Annotated in this window: 16 protein-coding genes; 8 read left to right on the top strand and 8 right to left on the bottom strand. The window is 43.5% G+C overall.

What is annotated here, in order from left to right:
• Positions 1-34: 34 nt before the first annotated feature.
• The 4 genes from lspA (at position 35) to L4C38_RS13705 (ending at position 5,123) form a co-directional block, all read left to right on the top strand.
• Positions 35-538 carry a signal peptidase II gene (gene lspA, locus L4C38_RS13720; protein WP_428798126.1) on the top strand — a complete coding sequence of 168 codons (504 nt, stop codon included), beginning with the start codon at positions 35-37 and terminating at the stop codon, positions 536-538.
• Between the two features lie 177 nt (positions 539-715).
• On the top strand, positions 716-1,147 hold the full coding sequence (fkpB, locus tag L4C38_RS13715; RefSeq protein ID WP_428798125.1) for an FKBP-type peptidyl-prolyl cis-trans isomerase: 432 nt from the start codon (positions 716-718) through the stop codon (positions 1,145-1,147).
• A 23-nt stretch (positions 1,148-1,170) separates the two neighbouring features.
• Positions 1,171-2,136 carry a 4-hydroxy-3-methylbut-2-enyl diphosphate reductase gene (ispH, locus tag L4C38_RS13710; protein WP_428798124.1) on the top strand — a complete coding sequence of 322 codons (966 nt, stop codon included), beginning with the start codon at positions 1,171-1,173 and terminating at the stop codon, positions 2,134-2,136.
• A gap of 218 nt (positions 2,137-2,354) precedes the next feature.
• Complete coding sequence (locus tag L4C38_RS13705; protein ID WP_428798123.1) at positions 2,355-5,123, top strand: M16 family metallopeptidase; 2,769 nt, start codon at positions 2,355-2,357, stop codon at positions 5,121-5,123.
• A gap of 71 nt (positions 5,124-5,194) precedes the next feature.
• Here the strand turns inward: L4C38_RS13705 and L4C38_RS13700 are convergent, their stop codons facing one another.
• The gene (locus tag L4C38_RS13700) at positions 5,195-6,679 is read right to left on the bottom strand and encodes a carbon starvation CstA family protein (protein ID WP_428798122.1); all 1,485 of its coding nucleotides are present in this window, start codon (positions 6,677-6,679) and stop codon (positions 5,195-5,197) included.
• Positions 6,680-6,926: 247 nt separating this feature from the next.
• Here L4C38_RS13700 and L4C38_RS13695 point away from each other — a divergent pair, with 247 nt between their 5' ends.
• Positions 6,927-7,274, top strand: coding sequence for a DUF2799 domain-containing protein (locus L4C38_RS13695; RefSeq protein WP_428798121.1), 348 nt, complete (start codon positions 6,927-6,929; stop codon positions 7,272-7,274).
• 44 nt (positions 7,275-7,318) lie between these two features.
• Here the strand turns inward: L4C38_RS13695 and murQ are convergent, their stop codons facing one another.
• Both murQ and L4C38_RS13685 read right to left on the bottom strand, forming a co-directional pair.
• Entirely contained in the window at positions 7,319-8,245 is a 927-nt protein-coding gene (gene murQ / locus L4C38_RS13690; RefSeq protein ID WP_428798120.1) for an N-acetylmuramic acid 6-phosphate etherase, read from the bottom strand.
• A gap of 14 nt (positions 8,246-8,259) precedes the next feature.
• Positions 8,260-9,369 (bottom strand): anhydro-N-acetylmuramic acid kinase, encoded by a 1,110-nt coding sequence (locus L4C38_RS13685; RefSeq protein WP_428798119.1) that lies wholly within the window; start codon positions 9,367-9,369, stop codon positions 8,260-8,262.
• 100 nt (positions 9,370-9,469) lie between these two features.
• Between L4C38_RS13685 and nagZ the strand changes: the two genes are divergently transcribed.
• Positions 9,470-10,456 carry a beta-N-acetylhexosaminidase gene (gene nagZ, locus L4C38_RS13680; protein WP_428798118.1) on the top strand — a complete coding sequence of 329 codons (987 nt, stop codon included), beginning with the start codon at positions 9,470-9,472 and terminating at the stop codon, positions 10,454-10,456.
• A 50-nt stretch (positions 10,457-10,506) separates the two neighbouring features.
• Here nagZ and btsR read toward each other — a convergent pair whose 3' ends face one another.
• Entirely contained in the window at positions 10,507-11,226 is a 720-nt protein-coding gene (gene btsR, locus L4C38_RS13675; protein ID WP_428798117.1) for a two-component system response regulator BtsR, read from the bottom strand.
• On the bottom strand, positions 11,211-12,911 hold the full coding sequence (locus L4C38_RS13670) for a LytS/YhcK type 5TM receptor domain-containing protein (protein WP_428798116.1): 1,701 nt from the start codon (positions 12,909-12,911) through the stop codon (positions 11,211-11,213). Before L4C38_RS13670 ends, btsR begins: the two co-directional genes overlap by 16 nt.
• A 245-nt stretch (positions 12,912-13,156) precedes the next feature.
• On the opposite strand from L4C38_RS13670, the gene L4C38_RS13665 reads away from it, so the two are divergent.
• Both L4C38_RS13665 and tyrA read left to right on the top strand, forming a co-directional pair.
• The gene (locus L4C38_RS13665) at positions 13,157-14,230 is read left to right on the top strand and encodes a 3-deoxy-7-phosphoheptulonate synthase (RefSeq protein ID WP_428798115.1); all 1,074 of its coding nucleotides are present in this window, start codon (positions 13,157-13,159) and stop codon (positions 14,228-14,230) included.
• Between the two features lie 22 nt (positions 14,231-14,252).
• A complete protein-coding gene (tyrA, locus tag L4C38_RS13660; protein WP_428798114.1) occupies positions 14,253-15,380 on the top strand; it encodes a bifunctional chorismate mutase/prephenate dehydrogenase in 1,128 nt (375 codons plus the stop codon).
• A 48-nt stretch (positions 15,381-15,428) separates the two neighbouring features.
• On the opposite strand, the gene L4C38_RS13655 is transcribed toward tyrA, so the two are convergent.
• The 3 genes from L4C38_RS13655 to ettA all read right to left on the bottom strand — a co-directional run bounded on the left by L4C38_RS13655 (position 15,429) and on the right by ettA (position 18,815).
• A complete protein-coding gene (locus L4C38_RS13655; protein ID WP_428798113.1) occupies positions 15,429-16,421 on the bottom strand; it encodes a M23 family metallopeptidase in 993 nt (330 codons plus the stop codon).
• A gap of 9 nt (positions 16,422-16,430) precedes the next feature.
• Positions 16,431-16,802, bottom strand: a complete 372-nt coding sequence (locus L4C38_RS13650; protein ID WP_428798112.1) for a PilZ domain-containing protein — start codon at positions 16,800-16,802, stop codon at positions 16,431-16,433.
• Positions 16,803-17,147: 345 nt separating this feature from the next.
• Entirely contained in the window at positions 17,148-18,815 is a 1,668-nt protein-coding gene (ettA, locus tag L4C38_RS13645; protein ID WP_428798111.1) for an energy-dependent translational throttle protein EttA, read from the bottom strand.
• Between the last annotated feature and the right edge of the window lie 107 nt (positions 18,816-18,922).

The raw sequence follows: 18,922 nt of genomic DNA, 5'->3' as shown, positions 1-18,922 counted from the left end.
CCAGTCTTTACTGGGGTTATTTTTAGGATCTGAAATGACAGAAACTTCTTTGAGACAATCGGGCGTGCGCTGGCTTTGGTTAGCGTTAATTCTTTTCGTTGCGGATATCGCTATAAAATATGTTGTGATGAACAATATGGGATATGGCTGGAAGAACAGTATCGAAATTCTTCCATTTTTCAATTTAACCTATGTGCACAACTACGGTGCAGCATTTAGTTTTCTAAGTGATCAATCTGGATGGCAACGCTGGTTTTTCACCGCGATTGCATTTGCTGTTACAGCAATGCTGACTTACTGGATGAGTAAGTTACCCGCGAAGGAGAAATGGAATAATATTGCTTATGCCATGATTATTGGTGGCGCAATTGGCAACGTTTATGATCGTATCATGCACGGTTACGTTGTGGATTATCTGCACTTCTATATAGGTGATTTCCATTGGCCTGCTTTTAACTTGGCTGACAGTACTATCTGTATTGGCGCAGCGATGATTATCCTTGATGGCTTTATCAGTAAAGATAAAGCCAAAGTATAACCCAAAAATGGAATAACCCCAAGCGCTGTCTGTTGATTCAGGCGGCGCTTTTTAGTATACCCGTTTATATAAATTTGCAGTGCCAGCAATAAAGTGGCAACGTCAAGTTTCTAGGGTATACATCATCAATCCTACCCTTTAAATTAGAACGTATAAAAACGACAAGGATGCAGTAACGTGATAGCCATAACCCAAGATTCTACAGTCACTCTTCATTTCACTATCAAAATGAAAGATGGTTCCGTAGCTGATAGTACCCACAATATGGGCAAGCCAGCAAAACTTGTCATTGGCGATGGTAGTTTGAGTGATAACTTTGAACAGTGTCTGATAGGTTTACAAGCGGGTGAAAGCAAGGTTATTGAACTTGCCGCAGCGGACGCATTTGGTATGCCAAATCCAGACAATATTCATTATATGGATCGCGCAAAGTTTGTTGGTGATGTCGAGGTTGAAATTGGCACAATCATGGCGTTTAGTGGACCGGATGGTATGGAAATCCCGGGGATTATTACCGAAATCGCCGGAGATTCGGTCACGGTTGACTTTAATCACCCTCTAGCAGGACAAGATGTGACTTTTGCAGTTGAAATTTTGTCAGTAGAATAACGCCCCATAGAAGAAACGACTCCATGAGCAATGAAATGAAAATCCTGTTAGCTAACCCACGTGGCTTTTGCGCTGGTGTTGATCGCGCCATCAGCATAGTAGAACGTGCTTTGGAAATCTATCAGCCTCCAATTTACGTTCGCCATGAAGTGGTGCATAACCGCTTTGTTGTGGAAGGGCTTAAGCAGCGCGGTGCGGTGTTCGTTGAAGAATTAAGTGAAGTGCCAGATGACAACATTGTAATTTTCTCCGCTCATGGTGTATCGCAGGCAGTACGTAAAGAGGCAAAAGATCGCGATTTGACGGTTTTTGATGCAACTTGTCCGCTAGTGACAAAAGTACACATGGAAGTAGCACGAGCAAGTCGTCGTAGCATGGAAGTGGTATTGATTGGTCATGCTGGTCATCCAGAGGTGGAAGGCACCATGGGGCAATATTCAAGCGAAATTGGCGGCATGTACCTAGTTGAAAAACCTGAAGATGTGGCTACATTGCTTGAGGTGGTGAAAGATCCGAGTGAGTTGCATTATGTTAGCCAAACGACGTTATCAGTTGATGAAACCGCAGATGTGATTGCAGAGCTTCGCCGAGTGTTCCCTGAGATCCAAGGCCCTCGTAAAGATGACATTTGCTACGCAACGCAAAACCGCCAAGATGCGGTGCGTGAAATTGCTGAGAAAGTTGAAGTAGTGATCGTGGTGGGTTCGAAAAACTCATCAAACTCTACTCGCTTGAAAGAACTGGCAGAAAAACTCGGCACACCAGGCTATCTAACCGATTGCCCAGAAGATATTCAAGCCAAATGGTTTGATGGTAAGCGCCGAGTAGGCGTAACCGCGGGGGCTTCAGCGCCGGAAGAACTCGTTAATCAAATTATGGAACGCATTAAAGATCTAGTTGGTACACGCTCTGTAGAAGAAGTGACTGGGCGTGAAGAGAATATGTTCTTTGAAGTACCAAAAGAGCTGCAAATCAAGCAAATAGATTAACGCTTCATTTATCCATTAATTAAAGCCGCTGCTCATGTGAACAGCGGCTTTTTTATTATCGGCGTCCAGCCATGAAATAATGAATACTTTTTGATGGTTTGATTAATTTCATCGTCGGGTGATGTGCGCTGTATTTTTACTATCGTCCCTTCCGCGAATAATAATTTGCATTCCAAGCTGAGTATAGTGAGTTGAGTTGAATATGGCTGGAGTTATTGATGCAATATGTACACAAGTGGATGTTAGTTGTTTTAGTAGCTTTGCTCGTGGTGTGCATGCCCAGCTACGCTAAAGCACTGACGGAAGATCCGAATTGGACACAAGGGAAATTAGACAATGGGCTGATTTACCATATTTACCCTACCGATGATAAAGAAGTCTCAGTTCGATTGGTCCTAAATGCTGGTTCGTTGCAAGAAAATGATGAGCAAAAAGGTTATGCCCATTTTGTAGAGCATATGGCTTTTAATGGCAGCCGTAATTTTACTGCTAACCAGATTATCAAGGTTATTGAAGAAAGCGGTGCGCAGTTTGGTCCCGATATAAACGCATTTACCAGTTATCAATTGACGGTCTACCAACTTGATCTCGTCGGTAAAGAAGATTTAGGTACTGCGCTTACATGGATGAGAGATGTTGCTGATGGCATTGTCTTTGACCCCGAAGAGGTGGAAAAAGAAAAAGACGTCATTCTTGGTGAATTTCGAATGCGCAGACCAGAACATAAAAATCTGCATACGAAGGTCTATGAGCAGATGATTAAAGAAAGTGTTTTGGCTGATGCAGATCCAATCGGCACCAAGCGATCGGTCAGTGAGGCGACCGCTGAAGGTTTACAAGAATACTATCAACAGTGGTATCAACCGCAGAACGCCGAAATTGTTATTGTTGGGGATGTGAAAGAAAAAGAACTCCCTCAGTTACTTGAACAGCATTTTGCTGGTTGGATAAGCAATGGCAAATTGACAGCGAAAAAGCAACGTCGCTTTAAACTTGATCTTAGTTCTAGAGCCATCTCGATAGGCGATAAGGAATCGCCGAGTTTGAGTTATGCGATTGATAGAGAAGCAAACAGTAAGCTCACCACCCACAAGCAACAGCATCAACTTTGGATTGATGAAGTGAGCCAGAGCTTGATTAGCCAGCGATTATCAGAAGCGTTGAGTGATTCTGCGATAGCAGTACAGAATTTTGGCACGCATACCTATTGGATAAACTATGATCGTTTTTCGGTGGGTACGATTTCATTTTCGCCACAACAACGAGACACAGTCGAGGGATTGTTTATTGCCACGTTGCGTTCGCTACGTGATTTTGGTGTGACACAAGGTGAACTCGATAGTGTTATGGCAGGTTATCAAGCTGCGCTTAATAATCATGACACGACTTGGGAGAAGCATAAGCCGCCATTCTTCGCCGCTAACAAGGTTAACGCCCTCGATAATGGACAGATAATTCAAGGTAACAAGCACCACCATAAGACTTTGCAGAAGTTTATCAGGTCTATGAGTTTGAAGCGGGTCAACAACAACCTAGACGATATGCTGTCCTCCAAATTAACATGGCTAATAGGCTTTGAATCAAACCAAGAGCTTAATGCTAATGTTAAGCGACTTGAGTTGCTCCCTGTCATGTACGCTAAAAAAGGTGTCAAGCCCGTCGCATTGGATAAGGTGACATCAGAACTATTGCAGCCAATACAAGAAGGCAAAATCCTCTCTCGTGTCGATCGTGAGCGAAACCTAACGGTTTGGCAGCTAAGTAATGGTATTGAGGTATGGTTTCAGCAGGACGCTAAAGCTGGTAAACGCGCCTATGTTACTTACGCCAGTCAGGGAGGTCGAGCTGCACTATCTCCAGATCTTTATGCTGCCAGCAACTTACTCATTGATACAGCAATTCGAAGTGGTTTAGGTGAATTTAATGGCGCGAAATTAGATAGATTCCTGCGTAAAAAAGATGTGGCAGTATTCCCTTTTGTAGAGCTCACCTCTCATGGGATTGACGTAAATACTTCGTTAGATAGTTTGCCTCTCGCATTTAATGTTGTTTATAACATTGCCAGTGAAGTGAAACTTGATGAGAGACAGTTGGATGCGGTTAAGAAAGGCGCTTATCAAGATAATGACGTTAACTTAAATTCCCCACAAGGTAAGTACTATGAAGCGATTAATGCCAATACTTACCTGCCTAACAGTCGCCATCGCTTCTTGTTAAATAGCGATATCGCCAGTGTGACGGTTGAGCAAATGAAAGCGGTGCATAAAACGTTATTTTCTTATGACCGTTCAAATAAGTTGGTGATTATTGCTGATATGGAACCGGAGCAAATCGCGCCATTGATCAGCAAATACATCTCGCAGATTTCTCTGCAAGCAGATCCACCTGCGGCGATACATTTGGGCAATGGTTATGATCAAAAAGCGCAACCACGCATTGATATTGCGGCAGCAAAAGAGGATTCAGTGTTAATGATAAAGCGCGTAATAAACACAACGCCTCAGCCTAGAACGGCAAAAGAAGTCTTTGCTGATGATATGCTGCAAAAAATCAGCAACATTCGATTGGATGATCACATTCGAGGAAAATACGGTTTTGATTATGCACCAGAAATCTATTCTGTAATTCAAGATGGAGAGTCGGTTTCTGACTGGATGATCAGTACTAATATCGCCAGCAAGGATATCGAAGCGGTGGATTCTGAGCTAAGTAAGTTCTTAGTAAGTTTGAGCTCTACAATTACACAGCAAGAAGTAACAACGGCTGCTAAGCAGTTAACAGTGGCTTTGGAGTCGCTCGGCCTTGATCCTGTTGACCGTAGTTGGTTCTATACTCGATATCTCATCCATGGCTATGGAATCGATGCTCTACTTAACATTGAGCAAACGGCGCAAAGCATTACTTTGGACTATATGCAGCAACGAGCGAGATTGGCGTTCGGTGCAGAGAGTCGACATATGACTGCGACGTTGACTGAGGCGCCATAGTTATTGAAATGATAAATAAAAAGGCTCCTAATTAGGAGCCTTTGTCTTAATTACACTATCCATTTTGAAATTTAAGCTATTTCAGTTGTTCCGCTTGGCTTTTCTTCATCAGCCAATTCGGTATCGCCTTTGCCTTTCGATACTTTAATCACATAACACAGTGCCGCAACAGCAACCACGACACCAACAATTGTCGAGATTTGCATTGGCAGACCAAAGCCAAGCGAACTGTTGTTAAGGATAAAGGTGACACACACGCTAGTCATAAACAGTGCTGGAACAGAAGTAATCCAATGCAGTTTGTTGTGACGAAGCAAGTATGCTGAAGCTGTCCATAACATCATGACGGCTGTCGTTTGGTTAGCAAAGCCAAAGTAACGCCAAATAATACCGAAATCTACTTGAGTAAGAATGCCGCCAATTACAAACAGTGGTAAAGCCATCAGTAAGCGGTTACGTAGTGTTTTTTGCTCCATATTGAAGTATTCAGCCAGAATTAAGCGGCTAGAGCGGAACGCAGTATCACCTGAAGTGATAGGTAGAATCACCACACCTAAGAAAGCAAGTACACCACCAAACGCACCCAGTAGACCAAATGAAGAGCTGTACACAACGTTACCAGGGCCACCATTCGCCACTGCTTCAGCTAGTGAGTCGATAGAACCGAAGAACGATAGTGCTAGAGCACACCAAATTAGAGCGATAATACCTTCACCAATCATCGCGCCGTAGAATACGAAACGACCATTCTTTTCATTTTCCATACAGCGAGCCATAAGTGGAGACTGTGTCGCATGGAAGCCAGATATCGCACCACACGCAATGGTAATGAATAGTGCAGGCCAGATTGGCATATCATTTGGATTTAAGTTAGAGAACATGTCAGTGATTTGGAAGTCACCCATCACAGTATGCTCGCTGGAGAATGCGACAGCCGTAATTAGACCGACTGACATAAATATAAGCAGTGCACCAAATAGTGGATAGAAGCGACCGATGATCTTATCAACAGGAACAATTGTCGCGATGATGTAGTAACCAAAGATCAGCATGACCATGGTAGTCATACTAACGGTAAGATCAGTTTGATCATTGATAAGGTTAGTGATCATGCCTGCAGGTGCTGAAACAAAAACGACACCAACCAGTAGTAGTAAGACGATGGCAAAGATGTTCATAAAGTGTTTTGCGCCATTGCCTAGGTATCGACCAGTGATGGTTGGTACTGATGCACCGCCATTACGGATAGAGAGCATGCCTGAGAAGTAATCATGCACGGCACCGGCGAAGATACAGCCTAGTACAATCCATAACATTGCAGCTGGTCCGTATAGGGCTCCCATAATTGGGCCGAAAATTGGACCAACGCCTGCAATGTTAAGCAATTGAACTAGATAAACTTTTTTAGTCGACATGGGTACATAGTCAACCCCGTCTGTTTTGGTATGTGCGGGTGTTTGTCGATTTACATTGATGCCAAAAATCTTTTCAATAAAGGCACCGTAGATAAAGTAGCCACCGATTAACGCGGCAACACAAGTTAAAAACCACAACATAGCTCTTGTCCCCTGATCTTAGAATTCATCTTGAATAATATGGGGTCTTTGGGGCAAGTTCATGTTGATTTGGGGTGAGTGGTCGTATCATCATTTTAGTGGCAATCTCATCACTTAAGTGGTTCTACCGAAGTTAAGTAGTCAATATGAGGTGTTAAACCCAAGTAAGACTCTGAATCCTGCATCTTGAAGTCACTTGGGTATAGTGGTTACACTGATGATGCAAAGCGAATCATAAGGAAAAATAATGAAAAAGCTATTGAGTGTCATGTTGCTAGGGCTGTTAGCTGGGTGTGTTAGTTCAATCGATGAAATGGCGAAAGCAGGTGACTGGTATCAAGTGGGCTATCAAGATGGCGTTAGTGGCAACAATTCGCGCAGCATGCGAGAGCTATCAAGCATGGGTAACGTCAATACGGCAGATTACGATCAAGGTTATTTAGAAGGGGTAAATAAGTACTGCAACCCGAATGCTGCGTATCAAATTGGTCTATCAGGTCAATATTACGAAGGTGTTTGCGAAGGTACTGAGGATGCGCAACGTTTTCGCATGGAGTGGCAACGCGGTTGGAATGAATCACGAATTACATATTAACGCGGCGTGTAAAAGTAAGGCTTGGTAAACCAAGCCTTCAAAATCTATTTAGTGTGATACTCTTCAACTGCACGACGTAAGAATCCCTCTTTTTCAATCAGCTGAAGTTTCGCTGTATCGATATCCATTCCGGTCAAAATCATCAGTATCGCGAGCTTAACATCGCAACATGTTTTTTCTAGAGCTTGAGTCGCGACTGATTTATCACACTCCGTCGCTTGCATTACAATGCGCGCCGCGCGAGCAACCAGCTTTTCGTTAGTTGCTTTTACATCAACCATTAGGTTTTGGTAACTTTTACCTAATCGGATCATGCTAGCGGTGCTCATCATATTTAAGACCAGCTTTTGTGCTGTGCCTGATTTTAAGCGGGTTGAGCCTGTTAACGCTTCAGGACCAACCACCGGGCTGATCGCTATTTGAGCTTCTGTTGCTATCGCAGAATCGGGGTTACATGAAAGGGCAACAGTGGTCGCACCTAATTGGTTAGCATAGCGTAGTGCGCCGATCACGTAAGGCGTTCGACCACTTGCGGCAATACCAACCACGACATCTTTAGTATTAAAGTTGATATTTTTTAAGTCTTCGACACCAAGTTCTAGAGAGTCTTCAGCACCTTCTTTGGCTTTTAAGATCGCTTCAGGACCACCGGCAATTAACCCAATTACCATTTTGTCCGAAACCCCAAAGGTTGGCGGACATTCAGATGCGTCCAGTACGCCCAAGCGACCGCTAGTACCTGCACCCATATAAATTAATCTACCGCCGGCTTTAAATGCTTCAGTGATTTTATCTATGGCTTGAGCTATCTCTGGTAGTACTTTCTCAACGGCAAGGGGTACCAATTTATCTTGCTGGTTTATGCGCGTTATGATTTCAAGTGAGGAGAGTAAATCGATATCCATAGTGTCCGGATTTCGCCCCTCTGAAACCAAATGTGATAAAGCGGCAATGAGATCATCGCTAGTCATAACGTTCCTTATTGTTACGCAAAGTAAAGTACACCGAGCGAAGCCAGTTGGCTGGCACCAGTAACTTCAGGTAGGTTACTCGGTAAATTGTGTATACGACGTTGAGCAAGCCAGGCGAACGCCATTGCTTCCATGTTGTCACAGTCTACGCCTTTATCCTCTGTTGATCGTACCGACCAATTAGGCAATAACGCCGCTAAGCGAGACATTAATAGCGGGTTATGCACGCCACCTCCACACACGAGTAGTTCGGGGGCTGCACCTTGTTGATAGAGCTGAACTTCATTCGCAATCGTCAGCGCGCTATATTCACACAGTGTGCGTTGAACATCTTGTGGTGCAATTGATACCGCAGCGAGCATTTTCTCAAGCCAAGGCATGTTGAACAATTCACGCCCGGTGCTCTTTGGTGCTGAGCGAGTCAAATAAGGCTCTGCTAATAAGGCGTTGAGTAGTGATTGATTAATGACACCTTCTAGCGCAAATAATGCGTCCTGATCATATTTGCTACCGTGATGTTTTTGACACCAAGCATCCATTAACATATTGCCAGGTCCCGTATCATAACCAGTTACGGGATGGTTATGGCGCAACACTGAAATATTGGCGATACCACCAATGTTGAGTACCACAACACTTGAATCAGTAGCAGCAAATATAGATTGATGAAAAGCTGGTACTAAAGGTGCGCCTTGCCCACCGAGCGCCATATCTTTGCGGCGAAAATCTGCCACCGTATCAATGTCTGTTTTGGTGGCAATTATGTTGGCATCACCAAGCTGCATAGTGAATGGCGCAGCACCATCAGGTCGGTGGTAGACCGTTTGCCCATGATTGCCAATCGCGGTAATGCTACTGGCTGGGCAATTGGCGTGTTCTAGCAACGCATTAACAGCGTCGGCAAATAAGTGACCTAATAAGTGGTCGAGCTCACCAATTTCAGCCAAGTTGGTGGCTTGCCCTAGGCAAATATTCAGTAGGCGCTGTTTTAGGTGCTCTGGAAAAGGGAAGTCGAGCGAAGAAAGTAACTCAATATGACTGCCTTCTATTTCGACCAACGCTGTGTCGACACCATCCATGCTGGTGCCTGACATCACACCAATAAATCGTTGTTTTGTACTCATATCCAATTTTCAATAATAGGCTCACTTATCCATTGTAAACTAAGAATAATCAGAATAACCTCAAAGCCAAAGCGAAATTAGAGCGCAGTTAGGAGAAATTATGGGTCCGTTATGGTTGGATGTTGCTGGATACGAGTTAACCGCTGAAGATAAAGAGATTTTACAACACCCAACAGTGGGTGGGTTGATTCTATTTTCACGCAACTATCATGACAGCAAACAGCTTTTGGCATTGAATAGCGAAATTCGCAAAGCGGCTAAACGACCTATTTTAATTGGCGTGGATCAGGAAGGTGGTCGAGTACAGCGTTTTCGTGAAGGTTTTTCGCGTATACCTGCTGCCAAATTGTACGCAGAACAAGCCAATAGCGAGCAAATGGCAGAGCTTGGCGGCTGGTTGATGGCTGCAGAACTTATTGCTCATGATGTGGACTTAAGCTTTGCCCCTGTCCTCGATAAAGGTTTTGAATGTAAGGCCGTTGGTGATCGTGCTTTTGGTGAGGATTTTGAAAGTGTTATACGGCACAGTACAGCGTATATGCGCGGTATGAAGGCTGTAGGCATGGCAACAACAGGTAAGCATTTCCCTGGGCATGGTGGCGTTATTGCCGACTCTCATTTAGAGACGCCATACGATGAACGCGATACCATCCTTGAGCGCGATATGGCTATATTCAAAGCGCAAATTGAAGCGGGAACATTAGATGCGATGATGCCTGCTCATGTAATTTACTCACAATATGACGATCAACCAGCAAGTGGTTCACCATTCTGGCTCAAAAAAGTACTTCGTGAGCAGTTGGGGTTTAAAGGGATCGTTTTCTCTGATGACCTAAATATGGAAGGTGCGGCTGTGATGGGAGGACCGGCGGCTCGATCTCATCAAGCGTTGGTTGCTGGTTGCGATATGCTGTTGATGTGTAATAACCGTCAAGCACAGATTGAAGTTTTGGATAATCTACCAGTGATGGAAACGCCACAAGCTGCTCCATTACTCAAAAAGCAGTCATTTAGCCTAAATGAATTGCAGCGTAGTGAAAAATGGCGTCAAGCTTCTGAAGCAATGAAGCGAATATTAGATTGCTAAACATCCACAGTGTAATAAAGAGCTACCTAGGTAGCTCTTTTGTATTGGGGTTAATGAAAACCTAATAGCTCTTTCAATGTTTTCAAATAGCGGCGGCTGACAGGAATAGGGTGATCGCTGCAGGTGATGATTTCTGCTAAGCCATTTTCCAACAGTTTTATTTCTTTGATTGCCTTAATGTTGATCAGGTACTGGCGATGGCAGCGCACTAAAGGCGTTTTCTCCTCAAGTACTTTAAGCGTGAGTTGGCTGGTGGCTGATTGCTCAGTTGTCTGCACATGCACTCCGCTAATATCACTGTAGGCAAATTCAATATCTTGCGTTGCCACAATCACAATACGGTTTAAACCGATACAAGGCACCTGATCTAAGCTTGGTGGAGAAATCACTTCATATTGTTGCAGTTTTTTTTGCTCTGACTTGAGCAGCCTTTTGACGGTAACGTCCAGCCTTCTAGTATCTATAGGTTTAAGCAGATAGTCGAAGGCATTCTCTTCGAACGCTTGAATCGCAAATTGATCATAAGCGGTAACGAAAACAACCCGAGTTTGAATGTCGGGATCGAGCATACCCAGCAGCTCAATACCTGATATCTGTGGCATATGAATATCTAGAAATACCACATCCGGCTTTAGTTGGTTGATCTTCTTAAGACCTTCAATGGCATTGCTCGCTTGATCTATTACCGTGATATGCCCAGTTTCTTCTAATAACTCGGTCAATTCTTCACGAGCAAATAGCTCATCATCTACGACTAAAGCGGAGAGCATAGCGTTGTTCCTTCACTATCATTATGGGGAATGATGAAGCTCATTCGTGTGTATTGGTTAGGTTCAACTTCAATATTCAATTGACTGATGCGACCAAATTTATTGGTTAAGCGCTTGGCGACAATTTGCATACCGAGCCCTTCGTGATCTTCTTTAGGTGCCAAATAGCTACCGGCGTTGTCTTCGACCGTGATTTGACATCCTTGCTCGACTATCTGGCTATAGATCCGTATTTCACCACCTTCTAATAAGTTAGAGATACCATGCTTAATGGCATTTTCAACCAGCGGTTGCAGCGTAAAAGTTGGCAATTTTCGAGTGAGCCAAGCGGAATCAATATCCATTTCAACTTCGAGTCGGTCAGTAAAGCGCGCTTTTTCAATCGTAAGATATGCATTAACGTGCTCGAGCTCATCTTGCAAGGTGACCTCTTCAATATCTTGCTTAAGGTTACTGCGGAAAAACTGTGATAAATGCTGAATCAACTCACGAGCCTTACTTGGGTTGCGGCGTACTACGGCGCTAATCGTATTTAAAGCATTAAATAGGAAGTGAGGGTTTACCTGAGCATGAAGCAGCTTGATCTCTGCCTGTGATAGCAATGATTGTTTCAGTTGATAATCGCCGTACAGAATTTGGCTTGATAAAAGTTGAGCAATACCTTGCCCCATCGACATATTGATGGTGGAAAATAGTTTTCGCTTTGGCTCGTATAGCTTAATCGTGCCTATGACTTTGTCACCAGTACGCAGAGGAATAATCAAAGCAGATCCGAGTTTGCACTGTGTAGATAGTGAGCATTGGTAAGGCTTATCTTTACCATCAAGGTAAATAATATTGTCTTGTGCAATCGCATCTAAGGTACTTTGAGAGGAGATGGGTGTATCCGGTTTATGGTGGTCATCGCCGATACCAACGAACGCGAGAATTTTTTCATCATCGGTGATTGATACCGCACCTACATTGGTTTCTTCATAAACGATACGCGCTATTTTTTCTGCAGTGTTAGTGTTAAAACCGGCAGATAATATTCCAACAGAACGTTCAGCTATATTCAATGCTCGGCGTGAGAACGTTGCGGAGTATTCTTCAAAGATAGTTTTTCGGTCTTGTAGGATGCTCATAAACAGCGCAGCTCCTACCGAGTTAGCAATAATCATTGGAGCGGCAATAGCCGAAACCAAAATAAAGGCTTGGTCAAATGGCTTGGCAACCAATAAGAGTATCGCCATTTGAATAATTTCTGCGAACAAAGTTACGCCGAAAACAATACTTGGACTAAATAGCAGGATACCTTTGCCTTTACGTAACAAATAGGTATGCAGCAAGCCGCCTATTAACCCTTCAGCGGTCGTGGAAATAGCGCAGGCAAGATCAGTAAACCCACCTAACGAGTAGCGATGCAACCCACCTGTTAAACCAACAAAAAAACCAACTACCGGTCCACCAAACAGCCCTCCCATTACAGCACCAATTGCTCGTGTATTGGCAATGGCATCATTGATTTGCAAGCCAAAATAGGTACCCATGATACAAAAAAGGGAAAACAGCACATAAATACTCAGTTTATGGCTAAGTCGATTGGATACATTGAGCAAAGGCAAAAAGATAGGGGTCTTGCTCAGCATATAGGCGAGCACTAAATAAACACACATTTGTTGCAGTAGAGAGAGTATTAAATCCATGCAGCTCAACCTATTTCCATTAGTTGTTCATAACTATTTTATAGGCTTTATCAATTAGAAAACATGCTTTGAGTAGTGATTTTATTTAGACCTTATAATTACAGTTAATGTAAGTAATAATTTACAGTGAGTGTTTATTTAAATTTACAGTTGAAAACTAGCTAACGCCTGTTATTGTAGTGTTCTAGTCGTGCCTTGGTTGTTGTTAAACTTTGGTGTAATAAAATATTTACAGAGTGTCGGTTATGCAAAAAAGTGAATTGAGTAATGTCAACATCATTGAAGAACAGGTATTGATTACCCCTGATGAGTTGAAGGCGAAGTTGCCGCTGAGTGATAGTGCCCGCCAATTTATTCAACAATCACGTCAAACAATCTCGGACATCATTCATAAAAAGGATCAGCGCTTACTGATCGTGTGTGGTCCTTGTTCAATTCATGATGTTGAGATGGCAAAGGATTATGCTCGCCGTTTGAAGTCGATTTCAGAACAACTAAGTGACCAACTGTATATTGTTATGCGAGTGTATTTTGAAAAACCTCGTACTACCGTGGGGTGGAAAGGTCTGATCAATGATCCGCATCTTGATGGTAGTTTTGATATCGAGCATGGTCTGCATGTCGGACGAGAGCTATTGGTCGAATTGGCGGAAATGAATATTCCATTGGCTACAGAAGCATTAGATCCAATTAGTCCACAATACTTAGCGGACACCTTTAGCTGGGCCGCTATTGGCGCACGTACGACGGAATCGCAAACTCACCGCGAAATGGCCAGTGGTCTTTCAATGCCAATCGGGTTTAAAAATGGCACCGATGGCAGCTTAGCAACAGCGATCAATGCAATGCAAGCCGCATCTTCAAGCCACCGTTTTATGGGTATTAGCCGTGAAGGACAAGTGGCGCTATTAACCACCCAAGGCAACCCAAATGGGCACGTGATTCTTCGTGGTGGTAAGCAAACGAACTATGATTCAGTGTCGGTTGCTGAGTGTGAAGAAGAAATGGCAAAAATGGATCTTGATGCCTCTTTAATGGTGGATTGCAGCCACGCAAACTCCCGTAAAGATTACCGTCGCCAGCCACTGGTTGCGGAAGATGTGATTCATCAAATTCGTGAAGGGAATAAATCCATTATTGGTTTAATGATTGAGAGCCATATTAATGAAGGTAGCCAGTCCTCGGAACTGGCAACAAATGAGATGCAATATGGGGTTTCTATCACAGATGCCTGTATTAATTGGCAAGCAACTGAGACACTATTACGTCATGCCCACACAGCGTTGGTGCCATTCTTAAAAGATCGCTTAAAAGTTTAAGCCGTAAAGTATAGGGACATTCATGGCCGAACAGTTAAACGGACTGCGTGATCAGATCGATGCAGTCGATAAGCAGATACTCAATTTACTTGCTCAGCGCCTTTCTTTGGTGGAAACAGTGGGCGAAGTAAAAAGTGAACATGGCTTACCAATCTACGCACCCGATCGCGAGGCGGCTATGCTGGCTTCTCGTCGTACGGAAGCTGAAAAAATCGGTGTTCCCCCGCAGCTGATTGAAGATATTTTGCGTCGAACGATGCGTGAATCGTATGCCAGCGAGAAAGATTCCGGTTTTAAGTGTTTGAACCCAGAGTTACGTTCGGTAGTGATCGTCGGCGGTAAAGGGCAACTGGGTGGATTGTTTGGGCGAATGTTCAGCCTTTCAGGTTATCAAGTTAAAGTATTGGGCAGCCAAGATTGGCATCGTGCTGATGATATTTTAGATGGCGCTGGGCTGGTGGTTGTGACGGTACCGATTCACCTTACGCAAGGTGTAATTGAAAAGTTAGCTAAGCTGCCTGAAGATTGTATTTTGTGTGACCTTACCTCGATTAAGTCGAAACCGTTAGCGTCGATGTTACGAGTTCACAAAGGACCTGTGGTTGGTCTTCACCCAATGTTTGGTCCGGATGTACCAAGTTTAGCCAAACAAGTGATCGTGTACTGCGATGGCAGAGGGGAAGAACACTATCAATGGCTACTAAAGCAATTTGCTATTTGGGGGGCAAGCCTCTGTCAAATTGATGCCAGTGAGCATGATCATGGTATGACACTTATTCAGGCACTGCGTCACTTTACTTCATTTGCGTACGGGCTGCATTTAAGCAGAGAGAATCCAAGCATTGATCAGTTAATGCAATTAAGTTCGCCAATCTATCGCTTAGAACTTGCCATGGTTGGTCGTTTGTTCGGGCAAGACCCAAATCTCTATGGTGATATCATTTTCTCATCTCAAGAGAATATCGAGATGATCAAGCGCTTCCATCATCGCTTTGGTGAAGCATTACAGATTCTTGATAATAACGATAAAGAGACTTTTATCGACAGCTTTAATCAAGTCAGTGATTGGTTTGGCGACTACTCTCATCAATTTATGGTTGAAAGCCAAAATCTACTTAAACAAGCCAATGACTCGATTCATCGGGGATAACAAAAAAGCTGCCATTGGCAGCTTTTTTGTTATGTGTGCTATTTTTGGTTATTGCACACTGAGTTGATTTTCCGTTTTACTCTCGTGTTTTACGGTATCAACTGAGTTATCTATGTAAGGGTTGTTGGTTAAGTTAACTTGCAAACGTACATTGTCATCAATCAATTTTACTAAGGGTGCCCATTTTACTTTTTTCTCTTTTTCAAATAGATAGTTAAAGTTATCGGGTGTCCAATCCATGGTGTATTGTGGGTTGAGTGAGCGACCTAAAAACCGCACTTCATAATGAAGGTGTGGTCCGGTCGAATTACCAGAATTACCACAGGTAGCGATCACTTCACCCTTTGATACAAATTGTCCGCTTTTGACTTTGAAATATTGCAGATGAGCGTAAGACGTCATAAAACCAAATGAATGACGCAGTGTAAGGAAATTGCCGAAGCCTTTTTTGCTTGGTCTTACCGTTTCTATTACACCATCGGCGGGTGCCACAATAGAGGTACCGCGCTTACAGGTTAAATCAATACCGGTATGCGTGTGACGTTTACCGCTGATTGGGTTTGTGCGTCGACCATAGGAAGATGATATTCGCTGATAATCCAGCGGTGTGTCATTTGGGATCATTCGAAACATCGTAGCTCGTACGGCTGAATCGACAGCAGCAGCATCAAGGCGATCTTCGAGATTTTGCTCACCTAAAGGTGTTTCATCGGATAAACCAAGTACCGATTCTACATCGTAGACTCGCTTCCCAAGCACATGTAATTGATCGCGCTTTTGTTCCAGTTCTTGTGAGAGGCTATGGCTGGTGTCCATTTGCTCTTCATAAAGTTGTTCTAATGTATTTTTTTCAGTGTGTGCTTGCGCCAGATTTTGGCTAAGCGTGGTTATTTGTTGTTGATGGTAATAGATATAGCTGGCGGTAGAACCAAGTAAGGTAACGGTGGCAGCAATAGAGAGCAGTAAGCTCTTTCTACTGATAGAGAAGTGTTGTGCTTCTTTATCAGTAGGAATAGTAATTGTTATTTTTTTTTGAGGCATACAACTTAGTTATGAATAATCTGCTAGATCCGATAATTGCTCGATTTCACGATGCAGTAAGCGATCGTCTCCAACATTGAGTTCGATAATGCGTTTAATGTGACTGATACTCTCGATATCAATATGTTCAATGATGACTCGAGCGAATTTATTGTCATCATTGATTATTCTACCGTCTAACTCGATTGTTATATCGCTTTCAGGTAGCTGGAACTGTACCGAAATTGGTAAGCTAATATCCAGCGGGCAATCTTGAGGGCAACGAAGCAGTAGTCCGTGTAAAGAAAGATCTTTTACACTGGCTTCCACTTTAATGTCGCCTTGACTAATTACCGCTAGGGCTTGATATACAATGCGTGAAAATCGACGTCTTTCAATCATTCTTCGCTCTCCGTTTTCCATTTTTATCAGCTTAACAGAAGATCTCTATTTACAGTTTGGAATTCTTTAAACTTAGTGATGAAGGTCGTTGTACTTACCTAACGAGTCAAATTATAAACAAGAAAGGCCGCTATATTAGCGGCCTTAGAGTAAATTTCAAGCAAATAGGTATACCCGTCATACTCGAAGTTGCAGCGGTGTTGTTGGCTGTGTTCGTTCGCCCCAATCACATAGTTCACCTATGCTCAGGAGATTTTCTTACTTGCCGCCTACCTGCATCTGCATCTTCAAGTTTCTTGGGTATAGTATGTATTACCGCGTTTTCTTGCTTGATTCTATCTCAGCTTACTTAGCAATGCGTTTGTACTTGATGCGATGTGGTTCAGCAGCTTGTGCGCCCAAAGTTTGCTTCAGCCAATCTGTGTATTCGCTATAGTTACCTTCATAGAAGTTTACCTGACCTTCATCGCGGTAATCTAAGATATGGGTAGCAATACGGTCTAGGAACCAACGGTCATGCGAGATAACCATGGCACAACCTGGGAATTCAAGCAGAGCTTCTTCCAAAGCTCGTAGTGTTTCGACGTCCAAGTCATTGGTTGGCTCATCGAGTAACAATACATTGCCGCCCGCTTTTAGCAATTTTGCTAAATGAACGCGGTTACGTTCACCACCAGAAAGTTCACCAATGATCTTCTGCTGGTCGTTACCTTTGAAGTTGAAACGAGAACAGTAGGCACGGGCAGGGATTTCGAAATTGTTGATCTTAATAATATCAACGCCTTCAGAGATCTCTTGGAATACCGTGTTCTTGTCATTCATTGAATCACGGAACTGATCAACAGAAGCCAGTTTTACGGTTTCACCCAGCTCGACTGTGCCTGAATCAGGCTGTTCAGTGCCGCTTAACATTTTAAAGAGTGTTGATTTACCCGCACCGTTGGCACCCACGATACCGACAATGGCGCCTTTAGGCATACTGAAGGATAAATCATCAATAAGTACACGATCGCCGAATGACTTGGTTAGGTTCTTAACCTCAAGCACTTTGTCGCCAAGGCGCTCACCTGGCGGAATAAATAGTTCGTTAGTTTCGTTACGCTTCTGGTATTGACCTGTGGTTAATTCTTCAAAGCGAGCCATACGAGCTTTAGATTTAGCCTGACGACCTTTAGGGTTTTGACGAACCCATTCAAGTTCTTTTTCAATGGTTTTTTGACGTGCGCTTTCGCCTGATTTCTCTTGCTTTAAACGTTCATCTTTTTGCTCTAGCCAAGAGGTATAGTTACCTTGCCATGGAATACCTTCACCACGGTCAAGCTCTAGAATCCAGCCAGCAGCATTATCTAAGAAGTAGCGGTCGTGGGTAATAGCTACAACAGTTCCGCTGTAATCAACAAGGAAGTGCTCTAGCCAAGCAACTGATTCAGCATCCAAGTGGTTGGTTGGTTCATCCAGTAGCAGCATATCTGGCTTCTCTAGAAGCAGACGACAGATAGCAACACGGCGACGTTCACCACCCGATAGCAGTTCAATTTTTGCATCCCACTCAGGAAGGCGCAGTGCATTTGCCGCACGTTCTAGGGCTGTTTCTAAGTTGTGACCGTCTTTAGCTTGAATTAGAGCTTCTAGTTCACCTTGTTCTTTTGCCAGTGCATCAAAATCAGCGTCTTCTTCGGCGTACGCTGCATATACTGCATCTAGGCGTTTAAGCGCGCCTGCGACATCAGAAACGGCTTCTTCAACAATTTCACGAACGGTTTTTGATTCGTCTAGAACGGGCTCTTGCGGTAGGTAACCTACTTTAAGACCTGGTTGTGGGCGAGCTTCACCATCGATATCAGTATCGAGGCCGGCCATGATGCGTAGTAGGGTAGATTTACCCGAGCCATTTAGGCCGAGAACACCGATTTTTGCACCAGGGAAGAAGCTTAGAGAAATGTCTTTAAGAATTTGACGCTTAGGTGGAACAATTTTGCTCACCCGAGACATGGTATATACGTATTCAGCCATTGCCGATGGTTCCTAACTTTCTGTATATAAACGTGCATTTTACACCAACCTGGCAAGGTTTGTTACCGATCAGGTCAAATGGTGCTAATAGAAAAAGCATACTAACG

It is taken from the genome of Vibrio kasasachensis (genome assembly GCF_050337565.1).
Lineage (GTDB): Bacteria > Pseudomonadota > Gammaproteobacteria > Enterobacterales > Vibrionaceae > Vibrio > Vibrio kasasachensis.
The sequence above is the reverse complement of the archived record's forward strand: the minus strand, read 5'-3'. Positions and strand labels throughout refer to the sequence as shown.

What these genes read in the sequence shown, in the direction of transcription:
- lspA (WP_428798126.1), top strand. Translation starts at nt 35, where the DNA reads ATGACAGAAACTTCTTTGAGACAATCGGGCGTGCGCTGGCTTTGGTTA.
- ispH (WP_428798124.1), top strand. Translation starts at nt 1,171, where the DNA reads ATGAGCAATGAAATGAAAATCCTGTTAGCTAACCCACGTGGCTTTTGC.
- L4C38_RS13705 (WP_428798123.1), top strand. Translation starts at nt 2,355, where the DNA reads ATGCAATATGTACACAAGTGGATGTTAGTTGTTTTAGTAGCTTTGCTC.
- L4C38_RS13700 (WP_428798122.1), bottom strand. Translation starts at nt 6,679, where the DNA reads ATGTTGTGGTTTTTAACTTGTGTTGCCGCGTTAATCGGTGGCTACTTT.
- L4C38_RS13695 (WP_428798121.1), top strand. Translation starts at nt 6,927, where the DNA reads ATGAAAAAGCTATTGAGTGTCATGTTGCTAGGGCTGTTAGCTGGGTGT.
- murQ (WP_428798120.1), bottom strand. Translation starts at nt 8,245, where the DNA reads ATGACTAGCGATGATCTCATTGCCGCTTTATCACATTTGGTTTCAGAG.
- L4C38_RS13685 (WP_428798119.1), bottom strand. Translation starts at nt 9,369, where the DNA reads ATGAGTACAAAACAACGATTTATTGGTGTGATGTCAGGCACCAGCATG.
- nagZ (WP_428798118.1), top strand. Translation starts at nt 9,470, where the DNA reads ATGGGTCCGTTATGGTTGGATGTTGCTGGATACGAGTTAACCGCTGAA.
- btsR (WP_428798117.1), bottom strand. Translation starts at nt 11,226, where the DNA reads ATGCTCTCCGCTTTAGTCGTAGATGATGAGCTATTTGCTCGTGAAGAA.
- L4C38_RS13670 (WP_428798116.1), bottom strand. Translation starts at nt 12,911, where the DNA reads ATGGATTTAATACTCTCTCTACTGCAACAAATGTGTGTTTATTTAGTG.
- L4C38_RS13665 (WP_428798115.1), top strand. Translation starts at nt 13,157, where the DNA reads ATGCAAAAAAGTGAATTGAGTAATGTCAACATCATTGAAGAACAGGTA.
- tyrA (WP_428798114.1), top strand. Translation starts at nt 14,253, where the DNA reads ATGGCCGAACAGTTAAACGGACTGCGTGATCAGATCGATGCAGTCGAT.
- L4C38_RS13655 (WP_428798113.1), bottom strand. Translation starts at nt 16,421, where the DNA reads ATGCCTCAAAAAAAAATAACAATTACTATTCCTACTGATAAAGAAGCA.
- L4C38_RS13650 (WP_428798112.1), bottom strand. Translation starts at nt 16,802, where the DNA reads ATGATTGAAAGACGTCGATTTTCACGCATTGTATATCAAGCCCTAGCG.
- ettA (WP_428798111.1), bottom strand. Translation starts at nt 18,815, where the DNA reads ATGGCTGAATACGTATATACCATGTCTCGGGTGAGCAAAATTGTTCCA.